14 protein-coding genes and 2 pseudogenes are annotated in these 16,498 nt (G+C 50.6%); 4 read left to right on the top strand and 12 right to left on the bottom strand.

Annotated features, from left to right (window positions below; translation table 11 throughout):
* From EAO38_RS07565 to EAO38_RS07520, 10 genes and pseudogenes are all read right to left on the bottom strand, one after another.
* Nucleotides 1–452 (bottom strand): Hpt domain-containing protein (locus EAO38_RS07565; protein WP_235852570.1); only part of this gene is annotated, 452 nt, incomplete at its 3' end.
* Between the two features lie 40 nt (nucleotides 453–492).
* On the bottom strand, nucleotides 493–1,431 hold the full coding sequence (locus tag EAO38_RS07560; protein ID WP_121022587.1) for a chemotaxis protein: 939 nt from the start codon (nucleotides 1,429–1,431) through the stop codon (nucleotides 493–495).
* The gene (locus EAO38_RS07555) at nucleotides 1,337–2,218 is read right to left on the bottom strand and encodes a UDP-2,3-diacylglucosamine diphosphatase (RefSeq protein WP_121022585.1); all 882 of its coding nucleotides are present in this window, start codon (nucleotides 2,216–2,218) and stop codon (nucleotides 1,337–1,339) included. Before EAO38_RS07555 ends, EAO38_RS07560 begins: the two co-directional genes overlap by 95 nt.
* Nucleotides 2,215–2,415, bottom strand: a complete 201-nt coding sequence (gene thiS, locus EAO38_RS07550) for a sulfur carrier protein ThiS (protein WP_121022583.1) — start codon at nucleotides 2,413–2,415, stop codon at nucleotides 2,215–2,217. Before thiS ends, EAO38_RS07555 begins: the two co-directional genes overlap by 4 nt.
* 11 nt (nucleotides 2,416–2,426) lie before the next feature.
* A pseudogene (gene guaB / locus EAO38_RS07545) lies at nucleotides 2,427–3,871 on the bottom strand (IMP dehydrogenase).
* A gap of 2 nt (nucleotides 3,872–3,873) precedes the next feature.
* Nucleotides 3,874–5,220 (bottom strand): Asp-tRNA(Asn)/Glu-tRNA(Gln) amidotransferase subunit GatA, encoded by a 1,347-nt coding sequence (gene gatA / locus EAO38_RS07540; RefSeq protein WP_121022581.1) that lies wholly within the window; start codon nucleotides 5,218–5,220, stop codon nucleotides 3,874–3,876.
* Nucleotides 5,221–5,281: 61 nt separating this feature from the next.
* Entirely contained in the window at nucleotides 5,282–6,835 is a 1,554-nt protein-coding gene (locus tag EAO38_RS07535) for a phospholipase D family protein (protein WP_407927436.1), read from the bottom strand.
* A 20-nt stretch (nucleotides 6,836–6,855) separates the two neighbouring features.
* Nucleotides 6,856–7,584, bottom strand: a complete 729-nt coding sequence (locus tag EAO38_RS07530) for a fumarate reductase iron-sulfur subunit (protein WP_121022579.1) — start codon at nucleotides 7,582–7,584, stop codon at nucleotides 6,856–6,858.
* Nucleotides 7,581–9,635, bottom strand: coding sequence for a fumarate reductase flavoprotein subunit (locus EAO38_RS07525; protein WP_121022577.1), 2,055 nt, complete (start codon nucleotides 9,633–9,635; stop codon nucleotides 7,581–7,583). The genes EAO38_RS07530 and EAO38_RS07525 overlap by 4 nt, the downstream gene beginning before the upstream one ends.
* Nucleotides 9,632–10,408, bottom strand: coding sequence for a fumarate reductase cytochrome b subunit (locus tag EAO38_RS07520; RefSeq protein ID WP_121022575.1), 777 nt, complete (start codon nucleotides 10,406–10,408; stop codon nucleotides 9,632–9,634). Before EAO38_RS07520 ends, EAO38_RS07525 begins: the two co-directional genes overlap by 4 nt.
* A gap of 108 nt (nucleotides 10,409–10,516) precedes the next feature.
* On the opposite strand from EAO38_RS07520, the gene EAO38_RS07515 reads away from it, so the two are divergent.
* The 3 genes from EAO38_RS07515 to EAO38_RS07505 are packed head-to-tail and all read left to right on the top strand — an operon-like array spanning nucleotide 10,517 to nucleotide 13,493.
* On the top strand, nucleotides 10,517–11,236 hold the full coding sequence (locus tag EAO38_RS07515; protein WP_121022573.1) for a triose-phosphate isomerase: 720 nt from the start codon (nucleotides 10,517–10,519) through the stop codon (nucleotides 11,234–11,236).
* Entirely contained in the window at nucleotides 11,233–12,252 is a 1,020-nt protein-coding gene (lpxD, locus tag EAO38_RS07510) for a UDP-3-O-(3-hydroxymyristoyl)glucosamine N-acyltransferase (protein ID WP_104752968.1), read from the top strand. The genes EAO38_RS07515 and lpxD overlap by 4 nt, the downstream gene beginning before the upstream one ends.
* Nucleotides 12,252–13,493 carry an MFS transporter gene (locus EAO38_RS07505; RefSeq protein ID WP_407927435.1) on the top strand — a complete coding sequence of 414 codons (1,242 nt, stop codon included), beginning with the start codon at nucleotides 12,252–12,254 and terminating at the stop codon, nucleotides 13,491–13,493. Before lpxD ends, EAO38_RS07505 begins: the two co-directional genes overlap by 1 nt.
* On the opposite strand, the gene queC is transcribed toward EAO38_RS07505, so the two are convergent.
* Nucleotides 13,485–14,219, bottom strand: coding sequence for a 7-cyano-7-deazaguanine synthase QueC (gene queC / locus EAO38_RS07500; protein ID WP_121022569.1), 735 nt, complete (start codon nucleotides 14,217–14,219; stop codon nucleotides 13,485–13,487). The genes EAO38_RS07505 and queC overlap by 9 nt on opposite strands.
* A gap of 26 nt (nucleotides 14,220–14,245) precedes the next feature.
* On the opposite strand from queC, the gene EAO38_RS07495 reads away from it, so the two are divergent.
* Complete coding sequence (locus EAO38_RS07495) at nucleotides 14,246–15,535, top strand: CCA tRNA nucleotidyltransferase (RefSeq protein WP_121022567.1); 1,290 nt, start codon at nucleotides 14,246–14,248, stop codon at nucleotides 15,533–15,535.
* Here the strand turns inward: EAO38_RS07495 and EAO38_RS07490 are convergent.
* A pseudogene (locus EAO38_RS07490) lies at nucleotides 15,448–16,498 on the bottom strand (Eco57I restriction-modification methylase domain-containing protein); the annotation flags it as partial. The gene EAO38_RS07495 and the pseudogene EAO38_RS07490 sit on opposite strands and share 88 nt — an antisense overlap.

Below are 16,498 nucleotides of genomic sequence, written 5' to 3'. Positions count from 1 at the left end.
GGTGCGCTCTCTTGGGGGGGTGGGGGTGGGGCTTCTTGGGGGCTAGCCTCGTGATCGCCATGGCTTTGTGCGATGGCCTGTAATTCCCTCACAATGCCAGAGATGTCTAAACCAGCGTTGGCATCAGATCCGGTATTGCGAATCGTGATGAGCAGGGTTTTCATCATGTCCACTGAACGCAAGACCACATCCATCACATCTGGGGTGATCTGTAACTCATTCTTGCGCGCGCGATTGAGCACATCTTCCATGTTGTGGGTCAAATGCGTAAGGGTGTCTAGATTGAGAAAGGAGCTTGAGCCCTTAATGGTGTGCGCCACCCTAAAAATGCGATTGAGCAAGTCCAAATCTTGGGGAGTGTGTTCTAATTCTACCAAATCTTGGTCGAGTTGTTCGTTCATCTCAAAGGCTTCGACCAAGAAGTCTTCCATGATCTCGCGCATATCATCCATACTAACCCCTTTACTTAAGTTTATTCGATATATACAGGATTTAGCCTAAAATTTTACCCACTTCTTCGGCAAAACGATTGGCATCAAACTTCACCAAATAGCCTTTTACACCCAAATCCAACGCCTTTTGCGCGCTGTAATCATCGCAAATCGAAGAATTGAACAACACGGGAATATCGGCAAAACGCATGTCCTCTTGGATTTTAGAGAAAAAGTTATAGCCATCCATTTTGGGCATTTCCACATCCGAAACGATGAGCTTGAGTACGCGGTTTAAACTCTCCCCATGCTTGGCGTAAAGTTGCTCTAACTTGGCCAATCCGTCTTCCCCATCCACCGCTTCCACCACATCAAAGCCTAGCTGTGTGAGGGTGTTTTTGATGATCTTGCGCGCGGCCTTGCTGTCGTCTAAGAATAAGACCGTTCCCTCAAATTTTTTCGCATGCTGTTTTTTCAGCGTGTCTCTAGAAGTGTGCTCGACATGCAATTCAAAATCATTCAAAATGCTCTCTAAATCCAAGATCAAGAGAGTTTTTTCCCCCTCGATCTTGGTCGTACCCGTGATGCGATCCTTACTGGCATTGCTGTGCGTGCTAAAAACAGCAGGTTTGACATCACTCCAGCTAATGCGCCTAATGCGTTTGGCTTCGTGCACAATGAAGCCCATTTTGACATTGCTAAATTCGGTAATCACCACCACCTTTTCCTCAATGCGCGCGGTGTCCTCCACAATCCCCAGCCACACGGAGAGATCGATGAGAGGCATCACAATAGATCGCAAATCAAACACCCCCACGACATAATCCAAGTGGGTAGGAAACTCAAAGATTTCAGGCATCATGATAATCTCTTGCACCTTGGAGACATTGATCCCATAGATCCCCTCATAGGGCTGATCCCCCTGCAAGCCAAAAATGCGAAAATCTACCAGCTCGATTTCGCCCAAATTTAAAGCCGTGTCTAGACTTTGCTCCGTCATGCCGTACCCTTAGTAGTCTTAGGGCGCATTCTACCCTAATTTGCGACATTTCAGACATGCATGTGTGTAGAGTGAGCGCGCTTTGGGTGCGATAAAAACAGGGCAGACCGCAATAACACCCCTGCGTGTGGGTATCATGGTAGCATGCCCCAGCGTGGAAATGCCCCTCAATCACCCCGCCCCACTGGGTTATGCCCTTGTCTTGGGCGTGCTGGGCATAAAGGGCTAGGCGTTTTTGGGCGAAGTGGGCAAAGTCTTTTACATCCAAAACCCTAATGTATTTGGCATCGATGCGCCGCTGGATATGCGGGTATACACGGGGCAAGAGCGCATCTAGGCTAGCTAACACCTTAAGCGTCCAAGCATGGTTTAAAAAGCGGATATAGCACTCATACCCACGCCCCACAAAGAGATCCCCATGCGCTAGAGAGAAAAGACGATCTTGATAGAGAAAAAAAGCGGGTTGGTGCGATCGAGGATAGATCCGCACATGCTGGAATGCTTTTAGCGCACCCAAGCCTAGATCGTGATTGCCCTCAAAGTAGAAAACTTGGGTTATTTTACTCAATGCGTGGATTTTCTCCAAAATGGCGCGGTGGGGTGTTAGTGTGCTAGCTATCTTGCCCACTAAAATATGAAAAATATCCCCCATCAAAAAAACCTGCTTGGGGGGGGTTTTTGAGAGCTGATCTAAAAAAAGGGGGAGAGCGGGGCTATCTGGCTTGTGGTGTGCGTCTGCGATGAAAATCGCCTCGCTAGAAAGGGTGGGATAGGACGCAAGATTCACCCTCCCCCCATGAATTGCAAGCACTCTAAACGATCGTTGTCTTCTAGCATGGTGTGTGCCCAGTCCTCTTTTTTGACCACGACACTATTGCGCGCGATTGCACACACCCGCGCATCAATCCCCAACTGCTCTATGAGGCTTTGGATATTCAACACCCCTTCAAACTGCCTTGATTGCCCATTGATGATCACTTGCATAATTCTCCTTTTTAGGTGTGGTAATTGGGGGCTTCTTTGGTGATGTCCACATCGTGCACATGAGACTCTCTCAAACCCGCAGCGGTGATTTGCACAAATTGCGCGTTTTGGGTGAGTGTAGGGATGTCTGGCGCGCCCAAATAGCCCATAGAAGAACGCAAACCCCCACCAATTGGTAGAGAATATCTGCAATTTTACCCCGATAGGGCACGCGCCCCTCAATGCCTTCAGGGACAAGTTTTTCAGAAGCTAGCCCCTCTTGAAAATAGCGATCCGAACTCCCCCTACTCATCGCCCCAATGCTCCCCATGCCCCGATAACTCTTATACTGCCTGCCCTGATAGATCAAAGTGTCCCCCGGGGACTCTAAAGTGCCAGCGATCAAACTCCCCACCATCACACAGGAGGCGCCCACCGCCAACGCCTTAGCCACATCGCCTGAATACTTGATCCCCCCATCGGCAATCACGGGGATATTGTGTTGCTTGGCTTCTTGATAACACACATCGATCGCGCTGATTTGGGGCATGCCCACCCCAGCCACAATACGCGTGGTGCAAATACTCCCCGGACCAATGCCCACCTTCACCCCATCTGCCCCCGCGCTAATCAAGTCTTTAGTGGCTTGAGCGGTTACCACATTGCCCACCACCACATCTATTTCTAGCTCTTTTTTAATCGCCTCTAAAGTGCTAATCACATTGCGCGAATGCCCATGCGCGCTATCTAGTACCAACACATCTACCCCCGCTTTGACCAAGGCGCGTGCGCGATCCATGTGGTTAGCCCCGATGGCTGCGCCCACGCGCAAACGCCCGTAAGCGTCCTTATTGGCATGGGGGTATTCAATGCGCTTTTGGATGTCTTTAATAGTGATGAGCCCTTTGAGTACATTATGAGCGTCCACTAGAGGGAGTTTTTCAATTTTATGTTCATGCATGATGGCTTGGGCTTGATCCAAGCTCACCCCCACAGGGGCGGTGATCAAGGGGGCTTTGGTCATCAACGCACCCACCTTCTTGCTCCAATTAGTTTCAAAGCGCATGTCTCTATTGGTTAAAATCCCAATCAAGACCCCATGCGAGTCGATCACGGGCACACCTGAAATTTTGTAGTTGTCTGCAATCGCCTTAGCCTCCCCTAAAGAAGCCTCCGCATGGATGTAAATAGGGTCATGAATCACCCCGCTCTCGCTCTTTTTGACCTTAAGCACTTGTTGCACTTGCGCCTCAATGTCCATATTTTTATGAATGATCCCTATGCCCCCAAGGCGCGCCATCGCGATGGCGGTGTCAAACTCGGTTACCGTGTCCATCGCCGCGCTCACAAAGGGGATATTCAAGTTAATATGGGTACTGAGTTTAGAAGCCACGCTGACCTCTTTGGGCAACACCTCCGAATAAGCGGGCACCAGCAACACATCTTCAAAGGTGAGGGCTGTTTTTAAGAGTCGCATACCTATCCTTTCAATTCTAAGACTTCTTCTAAGCCATAGGCGACATCTAAAATACTCTGTTCTTCAAAAGCGCGCCCGATGAGTTGCATCCCAATGGGCAAATTGCCATGGTAGGCAACGGGCAGGGAAATCGCGGGCAACCCGGCTAGATTCACCCCCACGGTGTAAATATCGCTCAAATACATTTCTAGGGGGCTGGCATGCGCGTTGAATTTGGGTGCGCTTGAGGGCGCAACGGGGGCTAGGATCACATCTGCGCTCTCAAAGAGTTTTTTGTATTCGTGCACGATATGCGCGCGCGCTTTAAGCGCCTTGAGATAATAGGCTTCATAATACCCGCTACTCAGTACAAAATTGCCTAACATGATCCGCCGTTTGACCTCTGCGCCAAAACCTTGCGAGCGGGTTTTAATGTAGAGCTCTTTGAGATCGCGCCCCTCTACACGCCGTCCATAGCGCACCCCATCAAAGCGCGCCAGATTAGAGCTCGCCTCTGCGGTGCTCAAAATGTAGTAAGCCGCGATGTGGTGTTTGTGATCGCCCATGCTTTGGGGTACTAGAGTGTGCCCCATTTTCTCTAAAACCTGCGCACAATGCCAATAAGCCTCTTGCACTTCAGGGCCTGCGTCCTTGAGACTCTCATACAAGACCCCGACACGCACCCGCGCCTTAGGGTTTAGGTGTTTAAAAGTTTGGCTAGGTTCTAGGGCTACACTGGTGGAGTCTTTGCTATCATGCCCGCTAATGGCATCCAATAAAAGCGCGCTATCGCGCACATTTTGGGTAATGGGACCGATCTGATCCAAACTAGAACTATAAGCCACTAAACCATAGCGACTCACCCGCCCGTAAGTGGGTTTGAGCCCCACACAACCACAATAGCTCGCTGGCTGGCGAATCGAGCCGCCCGTATCACTCCCCAATGCCGCAATGGCTACCCCCCCAGCGACCGCGCTCGCACACCCCCCCGAGCTCCCCCCGGGTACATGGTTGGTGTCTTTGGGATTCTTGCTAGGTCCATAACAGCTAGATTCGCTGGTGCTCCCCATGGCAAACTCGTCCATATTGCCCAGCCCAAAGGCGCACATGCCATGTTGGTGGAGGCGCTCAATGGCGGTCGCGTTGTAGGGGGCGATATAGCCCTGTAGAATTTGGCTAGCACAAGTGATCTCCCAACCCTGCACATTGATATTGTCCTTGATCAAAATGGGCACGCCCGCGCCGCTGGACTTAGGGGGGCGGATATAGGCGTTGAGCTCAGGTTTTTTTAGCACCTCTTGGGTCAGTTCGTGTTTGTATTCTTCTAGGGCTTGAGCAGAGAGTTTTAAAGCTTCTTCTAGAGTTAGCATGGCGATCCTAATGATTTTAGGGCGCATTTTAGCAGATGTCGGGTAAAAAGTTTCTATGGCGTTATAACTCACTCTCGGGCAAAATTTTAGACCAGTTTTTAATAAAACGCAAAAGCGAAGAGGTGTTAGGGGGTTTGTCATAGAGAATGACATGCCCATTTTCTACCCCCTCCCACATGAGTTTGTGGTGCAGGGCGTGTTTGAGCACGAGCAAATGCCAACTCTCTTGCATCTGTTCTTGCATCAGCCCTTGCAGATAAAGCGCAAAAGGCTGGTTTTCAAAGATCACCACGGATTCGGTGTTGATACCCGCTGAACGCGCGTCTAAATTGAAGCTCCCAATCCAAGTTTTATGCCCATCAAAGATCAAGGTTTTGCTATGCAAAGAGTTTTTAAGTCGCCCGCGGATTTTCAGCTTGAGCCCCCTACGCGTGTAGCGGGCGTATTTGGAGAGATCACTCTTGGTTTCATAGACATTAGCCCCCGCGTCCACTAACTTTTTAGCATAGCGCTCCCATGCCCCATAGACCACAATCGCATCGGTAGAAGCGAGCGAATTGGTCAAAATATTGAGTTCTAAGCCCTCTTGCAATTTTTGGGTAAACAACTTTAAAAGCGCGGGCCCGGGGATCAAATAAGAGGAGGCGATGTAAAGAGAGTTGGTGGTGCGCGCCAAGATCGCCTTAAGGGCTTGCTTGATGGGTGAGCTAGGGTGGGGCGCGTTGATCTTATCAGGGCTATCGGCAATAAAGGAGGCGACACCTTGATAGACAATTTGCTTTTTATGGGTGAAATCGTGGATAAATTCTAAAACATGCTCTTCGTAATGGGTGTGCCGGTTAGGGGGGTAGAGCATTTTAGAGAGCCTGCTTTGGTAGGTTTTAGCGTACTTTTTCAATTTGGCATGGCTGGGGAGCAGGTGGGCAGGGATGGAGCTAGGGAAATTCCAATATTGCAAAAAGCTTTGCTTGGCTTGCAAACTCACTGGGCCTAAAAAAAGCGCGTCTATGTCTAAGAAATTCTCTTCTAAGTCATTGTCAAAATACACATCGGCGATATTGCGCCCCCCAATGACTAGGGCGATATTGTCCACGATGAAGAGCTTGTTGTGCATGCGCTTTTTAATGCGATCGTAGTCGGCCAACATCTCAAAAATGCGCAAACCCCGGTTGCGTGTGCGGTAGGGGTTGAAGATTTTCACATCAATATTAGGGTGGGTGTCTAGCATGACAATGTCTGACATGTCCGAATCCAAGCCATTGTCATCAATCAAAAGCCGTACTTTCACCCCCCGATTGGCCGCTTTGTAGAGTTCAAACATCATCGCCCGCGATGAGATGTCATTCTTGTAGAGGTAGGTTTGAATGTCAATATTATGCACGGCCATGCGGATGAGCGCGATGCGTTGCAAGAGAGCTTGATCGCCCTCTTGCAGGAGAAAACCCAAACTCTGCGCGGGCTTGCTGGCTAAAGATGTGGCGTAAACGCGGGCGATGGGGGTTTGTTTGGGGTCATAGCGTTCTAATTGAGAGCGGGTATAGGGGCCTTGTTGCCGGATAATGGTGCACCCAGCAAGCAAGAGCGCCCATAGCAAAACAAGGCCATAAAGACGCAAAGGCAAATAGACAAAACCCCCTAGCGCCCTCTACCCACCTTCACCATGCGGTTTCTTAGCTGGGCTAAACTCTCTTGCAAAGGGATTTCTTTAGGGCAGGTGTCATGGCAACCAATCAAACTCATGCACCCAAAGATCCCATCGTCATCGCCCACTAATTCGTAAAAATCCTCATCGGTGCGCTCGTCATGCGAATCGATGAGAAAGCGCATCGCGCGGTTTAGCCCAGCAGCCCCGATGAAATTTTCACGCATGAGTTTTGTCCCGCACGCAGCGATGCAACACCCACATTCAATACAGCGATCCAGCTCAAACACCGCTTGGGCTTCATCGGGGTCTATGCGCTCTTCAGGCTGGGTAATATCCACCTCCTTGCGGTGGTGTGCCCAACTTTCCACGCGCTTGGTCATGCTAAAAAACCACTCTCCGGTATTCACGCTCAAATCCTTAATCAAGGGGAAGGAGGGCATGGGCATTAGGGTGATCACCCCCTCGCTGTAGCTAGAAGTGAGAGTCTTGCACGCCAAGCGCGGGCGGCCATTGACCATCATCGCACAGCTCCCACAAATCCCCGCCCGGCACACAAAATCAAAACTCAAATCCGGATCCAAGGTCTCGCGAATAATGCCCAAAGCGATAAAAAGCGTCATGGAGGGGATTTCTTCGAGTTGATACTCCTTAAAATGGGGTTTAGACACCGCGCTTTGGGGGTCAAACTTTAGGGCTTTGATGGTGATGGTGCGACTCATGAGTTTTCTCCTAGTCTGATGTTGCGGGCTTTATACTGGGGTTGTAAATCAAAGGGCATGAGGGCCTCTTGTAGGGCATAACGATCCCCCCCGCGCGCTTTGATCTCTTCGGTGATTTTGGCGATTTGGGCATCTCTTTCCTCTTTAAGGGGGTGGGGGATGAAATTGCCCTTAGCCCCATAACCCCTAAAGTCCGGGCTAAGTTCCATAGTCATGATGTCCAAGTCCTCATAGCTCAAGGTGGGCAAAGTTTGAGCAGGGTCCTCCCATGAGGCTAGAGTGCGCTTCAACCAATTAGCGTCATCTCTTTTAGGATAATCCATGCGGGTGTGCGCCCCGCGGCTCTCCGTGCGATCCAGCGCGCCCTTAGAGATACACAACGCCAGCTTGAGCATTTTTTGGGTGCGGTACGCGTCCTCTAATTCGGGATTATTATGGGTTTTCTGGTTTTTGACATGGATATGTAAGGCGCGTTTGTAGAGCTCTTCTAATTCATGTACAGCCTCTTCTAAGATCGCGCCCTCTCTAAAAACCCCGACCTTTTCATCCATAATCTCGCGCATGCGCTCCCTAATTTGATAAACATCCTCTTTGCCATCGTTATGCAAGAGACCCTGCAGGTGATCTTGGGTGTGTTGGATAAAATTCTGGGCGATTTGGGTATTGATGTCTATGCTGGCTTGGGCGCAGTGCTGGGCGAAATAATCCCCAATGATCATCCCAGCGACCACCGCCTCGCTCACCGAATTCCCCCCTAAGCGGTTAAACCCATGCAAATCCCAACACGCCGCCTCACCCGCACAAAAGAGCCCCTTTAGATGGCTCTCGCCCTTGTAATTGGTGCGCAAGCCCCCCATAGAATAGTGTTGCATGGGCTTGATGGGCACCCAGCCCTTTTGTTTGGGCGCGCCTGGGCCAAATTGTTCTTCATCTGTGGGCATGTCTTTCATGTTGTCTTGAGTTTCCACGCTGTCATCTGCCGCGTCGATGCCCGCAAAGGTTTTAGCGATGTCATGGACATCTCGTAGGTTTTTTTCTACATGTTCGCGGCCCAAAATGGCGATGTCCAACCACACATGGTCGCCATAGGGGGAGGGCACGCCATAGCCCTTTTTAATGTGCTCCAAAATGCGCCGACTCACCACATCACGGCTAGCTAGCTCTTTTTTCTCAGGCTCATAGGCGGGCATGAATCTGCGCCCAAATTTATCGCGCAAAATCCCCCCATCGCCTCTGCACCCCTCTGTCATCAAAATCCCACTAGGCACTAGCGCGGTGGGGTGAAACTGCACGGCTTCCATGTTGCCTAGCTTGGCCACTCCGGTTTCTAGCGCGCAAGCAATCCCCACCCCATCGCAAATCACCGCGTTGGTGGTGTGCTTATAGACTCGCCCATAACCCCCGGTGGCTAGTAGCGTGCCCTTAGAGACATAGGCACTCAAACCCCCGGTGATGAGATCGCGCACCACCGCCCCATAACACACGCCCTCATGGTGGATTAGAGTTAAAACCTCTTTGCGATCTTGAATATCCACATTGTAGCGCAACGCTTCGTTAGCGACTGCATAGAGCATGGTATGCCCGGTGGCATCGGCGGTAAAGCAGGTGCGCCACTTTTTAGTCCCCCCAAAGTCGCGGCTTTGGATATAGCCGTGGCGATCCTCTCTCTCGGTGATAGTAACATGCTCGCCATTGATGACGGCCTTGCGATCGCCCTTTTTAATGCGCGTCCAGGGCACCCCCCAGCTAGCCAACTCCCTAATGGCTTTGGGCGCGGTGGTTACAAACATGCGCGCCACTTGTTGGTCGCAACCCCAGTCGCTCCCCTTCACCGTGTCTAAAAAATGCAGATCCTCATTATCCCCCTCGCTCATTTTGGCATTGCCCAAACTCGCCTGCATCCCCCCCTGTGCGGCAGCCGAGTGAGAACGCCTTACAGGCACTAAAGAGAGCACGATGGTGTGCAACCCCCTTTGTTTGCACGCAATGCTCGCGCGCAAACCCGCCAAGCCCCCGCCCACCACTAACGCATCGCAATAGATAATGTTCATTCTTTTCCTTCCTTGTGCAATTCTTCATCTAGTTGGATCGCCTGCTGTATGCTCATGATCCCCTCATGTTTTTGGGTGAGCCCCTTTTTGACATAAGCCCCATAAGTGAGCAAACCTAGCACGATGAAAAACGCACTCATGCCCCATTTGGCTTTGCGCAAGCCCTCAATGCCCAAATTCTTAAACCAACCCCATTTGATGGCTAGGCGATAGAGCCCAATAGAGCCATGCAACTCCACAGCAAAGAGCAAGAAGATATAGAGCAACCAAAAATGTTGGCTCACAAAGCGATAAGAAGAGGCATGCGGTCCGATACTATGGGGCGCGGTGAGCATCACAAAGAGATGCACGCTAGCCAAGAAGAACATCGCAAAGCCCGTACCCACTTGGATAAACCATAGCGTGGTGTCGCCATGTTGCATCAAATGCTTGTGCGTCTTGAAGATTTTGTATTGGCGGTAGTTGATGGGGAATTTGCGCAACGCCAAAAAGGCATGCGCGACTAAGATCACAATCACCCCGGCCGCTACCGCGCTCACAATAGCCGGCTCGCCCGCCTTGATGAACAAACTCCCCTCAAAAAACTTTGTTACCGCATACATCGCGCGATCGCTAATTAAAATACTGCTCACAAAGAACATATGCGCGATCATAAACAACGCCAAGACAAGCCCGGTCGCGCTCTGCCAAAAATCCAATTTCGCATACGCCCCGCTTTTCTTGCGCTCCGCGCTCACGCCATAGTAGCCCTCTATGATTTCCTCATTTTGCATGCCACTCCCTTCTGACTTTCTTAAAATGATAGCGAAATTATAATACTTTTGGGTTATCTTTGCCATCTTTTGCTAAGATTATCAGAGCTTAAGATCGCGGAGTGTGGTATGAAATATGTTTTGGCCAATTTCAAGTCTTATCATTTAGACTTGCCCGCCTATTTAGAGACGCTAGAAAATCTACTCAAGCCCGCCACAGCTCCCTATGTGGGCATTTTCCCCCCCTTGCTTGAGCTAGGTCTGCTTGAAAACACCTACACGCGTTTCTATTTAGGGTCTCAAAACGCCTACCCCGCACCAGAGGGGGCGTTCACCGGAGAAATCACTTTGCAAGCCCTGCAAAAAAGACAGATTAAAAGCGTGCTAGTTGGGCATAGCGAACGGCGCTTACTCTTAAAAGAAAGCGATTCTCTATGTATAGAGAAGTTTAATTTTTTTGCAAAGCACAGCTTTCAGATCGTCTTTTGCATTGGGGAGAATTTAGAGCAACGCCAGCAGGGCGAGAAGACATGGCTCAAACATCTTCTAGGGCAATTAGAAGGGCTGGATTTAGCTTACCCAAAACTCTTGATTGCCTACGAACCCATTTGGGCGATTGGCACGGGAGTGAGCGCGACAAGTGGCATGATTGCCCAAACTTTAGAGAGTTTGCGCCAAAAACTCCAACCCAATCCCCTGATTATCTATGGGGGGAGTGTGCAAGTGGAGAATGTAGAGGAGATTTTAGATTTGGACGCAGTGGATGGGGTTTTGGTGGGCAAGGCGAGTCTAGACCCGCACAATTTGGCTAAAATGATCGATATTTCTGCCACAAAGGAGTTTGCATGACTTTAAGCGCATTGTTGGAGCATTACCCATTAGACATCAACTTGCCCCCTAATTTTAAGGATTTTGAGGTGGCCGGGATCGCCCCCTTAGAGAGCGCCACCCCTAATCATTTGAGCTATGTGGATCAAAAATCCTATTTGAAAAAACTCAAAGACACCAAAGCGGGCGCGATCTTTATCCGCGCCGAGCACGCCAGTAAAATCCCCCCAACTTCTTACCCCTTGATCACGCCCAACCCCCACCTAGCCTTTGCGCGCGTTTCAGACGCGTTTAAGCTAGCGATGTTTGCGCGCCCCATCAATCCCCACCCCCCCAAATTAGGCGAGGGCGTGGTTTTGATGCCCGGGGTGGTTCTAGGAGAAAATGTAGAAGTGGGCGAGGGGAGCGTGCTGATGGCTAATGTGGTGGTGGGCGATGGGGTAAAGATCGGGGCGCATTGTCAAATTTACCCCAATGTTACCCTTTATCAAAATACCTTAATTGGCAATCGCGTGCGCATCCATGCCAATAGCGTGGTGGGGAGTGATGGCTTTGGGTATGCCCACACAGCCCAAGGCGAGCATGTCAAGATCGAACACAGCGGTATTGTACAAATTGATGATGATGTAGAAATCGGGGCGAACACCACTATCGATCGCGCCGTCTTTGGGATCACCCACATTAAACAAGGGGTGAAGATCGACAACTTGGTGCAAGTGGGGCATAATTGCGTGCTGGGCGAGCACTCCATCATTGTCGCCCAAGTGGGGCTTTCAGGTTCTACGACTATGGGGCGCAATGTGGTTTTAGGCGGGCAGGTGGGCACGGGGGGGCATATGCACATTGGGGAGTTTACCCAAATTGGGGGCAAGGGGGCGGTGGGCAAGGATTTGCCCCCCCATACCAATTACGCCGGGGCGATCCCGGCAATGGAGATTCATGAATGGCATCACTTTTTAGCCACATTGCGCCGCTTTGCCAAAAAGCAAAAACCTAGTTTGATCGCTAAGGGCTTGTCTAAAGTGTGGAAAAGATAATGGCGACTAAGAAGCGATCCATCATCGCGGCCGCTAGCGGGAATTTGGTAGAATGGTTTGATTTTTACATCTATGCCTTTAGCGCCACTTACTTTGCCCATGAGTTTAGCACCTCTAATAACCCCATTGTGCAACAAATTAGCGTCTTTGGAGTCTTTGCAGCGGGGTTTTTTGCCCGCCCCTTGGGTTCGTGGATCTTTGGGGCTTTGGCTGATAAGATCGGGCGCAAACACTCCATGGTGATCTCTGTGATCGTGATGGCTTTGGGCTCTTTTATGATCGCCGCGCTGCCTAGCAAGGATTTAGTGGGGGATTTTGCAATCTTTCTTCTGCTAATCGCTAGGCTCATTCAAGGCTTGAGCGTGGGGGGAGAATATGGCATTGTGGCGACCTATTTAGCCGAATTGTCCGCAAAGGGGAGGCGTGGCTTTTATGGCTCTTTTCAGTATGTTACCCTCATTGGGGGGCAGTTCTTGGCTGTGGCGAGCATTAGCGTGTTGCTGGCAATTTTTAGCGTGGCGCAGATGAGCGCCTTTGCGTGGCGTTTTCTCTTCATCATAGGGGGGTTGCTAGCCCTAGGCTCGCTGGTGGCGCGTAAATTCATGGAAGAGAGTTCTAGCAATTTGCAAGAACATGCAGAACGGGGCACTCTCAAGGCGTTATTTCCCCATTGGCGCGCTTGCGTGCTAGTGATGGGGCTGACAGCAGGGGGGTCTCTAGGGTTTTACACCATCACCACTTACGCCAAAACTTTCTTAGAAAATGCCGGGATGCCTAAAGTGCAGGTTAATGATCTCTTCTTGATCGCCTTGGCGGTTTTGATGTTGATTCAGCCCCTCTTTGGTTACTTGGGCGATAAGATCACCTACAAGCGATCCATCACCCTTTATGCGTTCTTGGCATTGGTGGGCATTTACCCCCTCTTTCAGGGCATGGCGTTGCAAGCCCATCACCCTAGCCTTGCCTTTGTCTTCGTGCTGTGCTTGTTTGCCATTTTGAGCTTTTATACCTCCATTTCTGGCATTATCAAAGCCCAGCTCTTCCCCCAGCATGTACGCGCGCTGGGCACGGGTTTTAGCTTTGCGATCGCCAATGCCCTTTTTGGGGGCAGTACGCCCTATATCGCCCTGCAATTCAAAAGCAGGGGCATAGAAAATGGCTTTTTTATTTATGTGGCGGTGGTGATGATCTTTGCGCTTGTGTGCGCGCTGTGTTTGCCCAAGCGCACGATTTTAGACTAACCCCTTTGAAAACTTGATATACCCCTGTTGGCGCAACTGGCATGCAGGGCAAGCCCCACACCCATAGCCATAGTCATGGCGTTTTTGGCGCACGCCCGCATAACATGTATGCGTTTGCTCTAAGATCAATTCTAAGCCCCCCAAAGCGTGGGCGAGTTGAAACTCTTGGGCTTTAGTGGCAAACATCAAGGGGGCTAGCAGGGCGATCCCCCCCTCTTTGCCAAAAGCCCCTAAATTCAAACTCATCTGCAGGCTTTCTAAAAAATCCTGCCGACAATCAAAATACCCGCTATAATCCTGCATAGACACCCCCAGCAACACCGCTTGCGCGCCCAAGCTAAAGGCATAGGCATGCGCTAGGGTACTAAAGAGGGCGTTGCGGTTAGGCACAAAGGAGCTAGGCAGGTTTAAAGCTTGGGGGTGGGGGGTGTTGAGCGCGTGGGGGGTGTGTGCAAAGAGGCTAGAGGCGCTAATTTCTTGCAAATAAGAGAGATGGAGCACCTTGTAGGGCAGCTCTAAGATGCGCGCGATGGTGTGGGCTTGGGTGAGTTCGATGGCGTGCTTTTGATCGTAATCAAAGCCTAGCAAGTGGGTTTGCTTAAAAGCGCGTTTTGCCCAAAGGGCTAGAGTGGTGCTATCCTGCCCCCCACTAAAGCAGAGTACACAGGTGGTTGTTTTAAAATCTTGGGTAGATAGCATGGTTTCTAAATCAAAGGGGTTAAACATGGCTAGCCTTTTAGAATCATTATAACATGGCAGAGTGGGATAGCTCTTTTTTATCTTTAGTGCGCCATCTGCCCCAAACCTTGCTAGACCTGCACGCACGCCTTGAACAAGGAGGTTTTGCAAGCTATGTTGTGGGGGGGAGTGTGCGCGATTTGCTCTTGGGCAAAAAACCCAAGGATTATGACCTAGCCAGCAGCGCGACCCCTGAGCAACTTAAAAGTGTGTTAGCAGGCATCAAGGGGGTAAGTTTTATAGAGTTGGGGCGCGCCTTTGGCACTTTGGGGGTGTGTTATCAAGGTTGGCTCTTTGAGATCACCACCTTTAGGCAGGAGAGTGCCTATCACGACCACCGCCACCCTAGCGGGGTGGTCTTCATCAATTCGCTAGAGAAGGATTTAGCGCGGCGCGATTTCACCATCAACGCCCTAGCCCTCCACCCCCAAAAAGGCTTGTTAGACCTGCATGGCGGGCTAGAGGACCTAGCCCATAAACGCTTAAAATTAGTGGGCGACCCCCTAGCGCGCCTGCAAGAAGACGCGCTAAGAATCTTGCGCGCCCTGCGCTTTGTGAGCACTCTAGGTTTTGCCCTTGAGCCTGCCACTGAGCAAGCCCTAAAAGCGCAAGCGCCGCTATTAGCCCACATCGCTAAAGAGCGCATCCGTGTAGAGTTTTTTAAACTTTTATTAGGGGGTTTTGTGCGCCTGTGTGCGCCCTTTCAACCCCTCCTAGAGCACACCCTGCAAACACGCTTCTCCCCCATAGAGCGTCTAGAGCAAATCCCCCCCAATTTGTGCGCTAGGCTTTTGTGGCTTTGCCACACTTGGGAGAGCCAAACTCTGCTAGATTTTTGCGCGCGCTTGAAATTTTCTAAGAAAATGCGCCAATGCGTATGCAAGCTCCACGCCCAGCTCCCCCTAGAGCCCATAGAAAACCCCAATGTGTGGCTTAAAGAGCGCTTACAAAGCCTGCATTTAGGGCAGTTGCGCGCCCTTTTGGGCTTTTTGCAAGCCCAAAACCCCGCCCTTAGCGCGCGTTTAAAAGGGGAGCTTAAAAAGATTATGAAAAACCACGAAGTGTATTCTCTGCGCTTTTTAGCCCTCAAGGGTACAGATTTGCTCGAGCGAGGTTTTCAAGGCGCACAAATAGGCGCGCTCTTGCAAGCGTGCCTGCAGGGGGTGGTGCGCAAGGAGGTGCGCAATGAAAAAGAGGCGTTATTAACATGGGCGCTTCACTCCCACCCCTCTTTTAACAACCCCACAAACCCCGGTTGTTTGTTTTTCAAAACTCTAAAGGAGTCTAGCAGGTGCAAGAATTGATCGCGGCTTAAACCATAGACATCGCGCGCGATGGTGATGTCTAGCTGGGCGCGTTTGGTGTGATAAAGCTTAGAGGTTTTGGGCACATCTAGGGGGGTTTTAAACAGGCGGGCTAGATCGCTAAAATGCCCGTTGGTGTCGTGATAAAGCTGGCATTCTAACGCGCTTTGGGCGATAGCCAAGTAAAGGGGGTTGGTTTTGATCTCTTCAAGGCTAGGCTGGGGGAGGGGGAGTTGGAGCAAGCAAACTTTAGTGGCGTGCAACTGGGTAAGAGAGCGCAAATAAAAATCTAACACCAACGAATTAAACAAGCCCAACGCAAAGAGAATTTTCAAGGGCGGGGTTTCTAGTATGCCCTTTGGGGTGTAAGTGTAGGGCACGCTAACCCATGTCGTGTTGCTCGTGGCGTGGTTTTTAGGGATTAAACTAGCAATAAAACTTCGCTCATCCGTATCGCGCGCCACCTCCCGATACCCCAACCTCAAATATTGATACTCATAGGCAATCGCCCCGCTATACCCCTCCTTTTTAGCGCGGTGCTCTTCTTTGCTTTTTAGTCTCTCTTGGAGTGCCTTTAACTCCACACAAAAGCGGGGCGGGGCAAACTCTGCATTGAATTGGTGGATGTGTTTGCCCTCAAGCAAGGGCAAAAGCGAAGCTTTTGCTAGCGCAGCTTTTGCTAGCGGGGCTGTTTGGGTTTTACTCTGTGTGTCTATGGGGATAAACAAGTCTTTATCCCCTGTCATGTGTAACTCGGATCTAAAATCTAGCCACATTTGGGGTTTGAATAAATCCTTATCCCCTGTCATGTCCAACTCACGCCTAAAATTGAGCCACCCCTCATTGAGCCTTGCAAACCTAGAGGCGCAATGCTCTAAAATCTCTAAATCTAGCGCGCTTCTGACCTCTTTGAGCGCGCATTTAGCAGAGTTTAACAGAGATTGAAGGGGGATTAAAAGGGGC

The organism is Helicobacter vulpis (genome assembly GCF_003660395.1).
Taxonomy (GTDB): domain Bacteria; phylum Campylobacterota; class Campylobacteria; order Campylobacterales; family Helicobacteraceae; genus Helicobacter; species Helicobacter vulpis.
This window is presented reverse-complemented; position numbering and strand designations above follow the sequence as displayed.

Bases quoted from the DNA above. Each gene is read 5' to 3' on its own strand.
- queC (WP_121022569.1), bottom strand. From the start codon at position 14,219: ATGTTTAACCCCTTTGATTTAGAAACCATGCTATCTACCCAAGATTTT.
- gatA (WP_121022581.1), bottom strand. From the start codon at position 5,220: ATGCTAACTCTAGAAGAAGCTTTAAAACTCTCTGCTCAAGCCCTAGAA.
- EAO38_RS07505 (WP_407927435.1), top strand. From the start codon at position 12,252: ATGGCGACTAAGAAGCGATCCATCATCGCGGCCGCTAGCGGGAATTTG.
- EAO38_RS07560 (WP_121022587.1), bottom strand. From the start codon at position 1,431: ATGACGGAGCAAAGTCTAGACACGGCTTTAAATTTGGGCGAAATCGAG.
- thiS (WP_121022583.1), bottom strand. From the start codon at position 2,415: ATGCAAGTGATCATCAATGGGCAATCAAGGCAGTTTGAAGGGGTGTTG.
- EAO38_RS07530 (WP_121022579.1), bottom strand. From the start codon at position 7,584: ATGAGTCGCACCATCACCATCAAAGCCCTAAAGTTTGACCCCCAAAGC.
- EAO38_RS07525 (WP_121022577.1), bottom strand. From the start codon at position 9,635: ATGAACATTATCTATTGCGATGCGTTAGTGGTGGGCGGGGGCTTGGCG.
- lpxD (WP_104752968.1), top strand. From the start codon at position 11,233: ATGACTTTAAGCGCATTGTTGGAGCATTACCCATTAGACATCAACTTG.
- EAO38_RS07515 (WP_121022573.1), top strand. From the start codon at position 10,517: ATGAAATATGTTTTGGCCAATTTCAAGTCTTATCATTTAGACTTGCCC.
- EAO38_RS07520 (WP_121022575.1), bottom strand. From the start codon at position 10,408: ATGCAAAATGAGGAAATCATAGAGGGCTACTATGGCGTGAGCGCGGAG.
- EAO38_RS07495 (WP_121022567.1), top strand. From the start codon at position 14,246: ATGGCAGAGTGGGATAGCTCTTTTTTATCTTTAGTGCGCCATCTGCCC.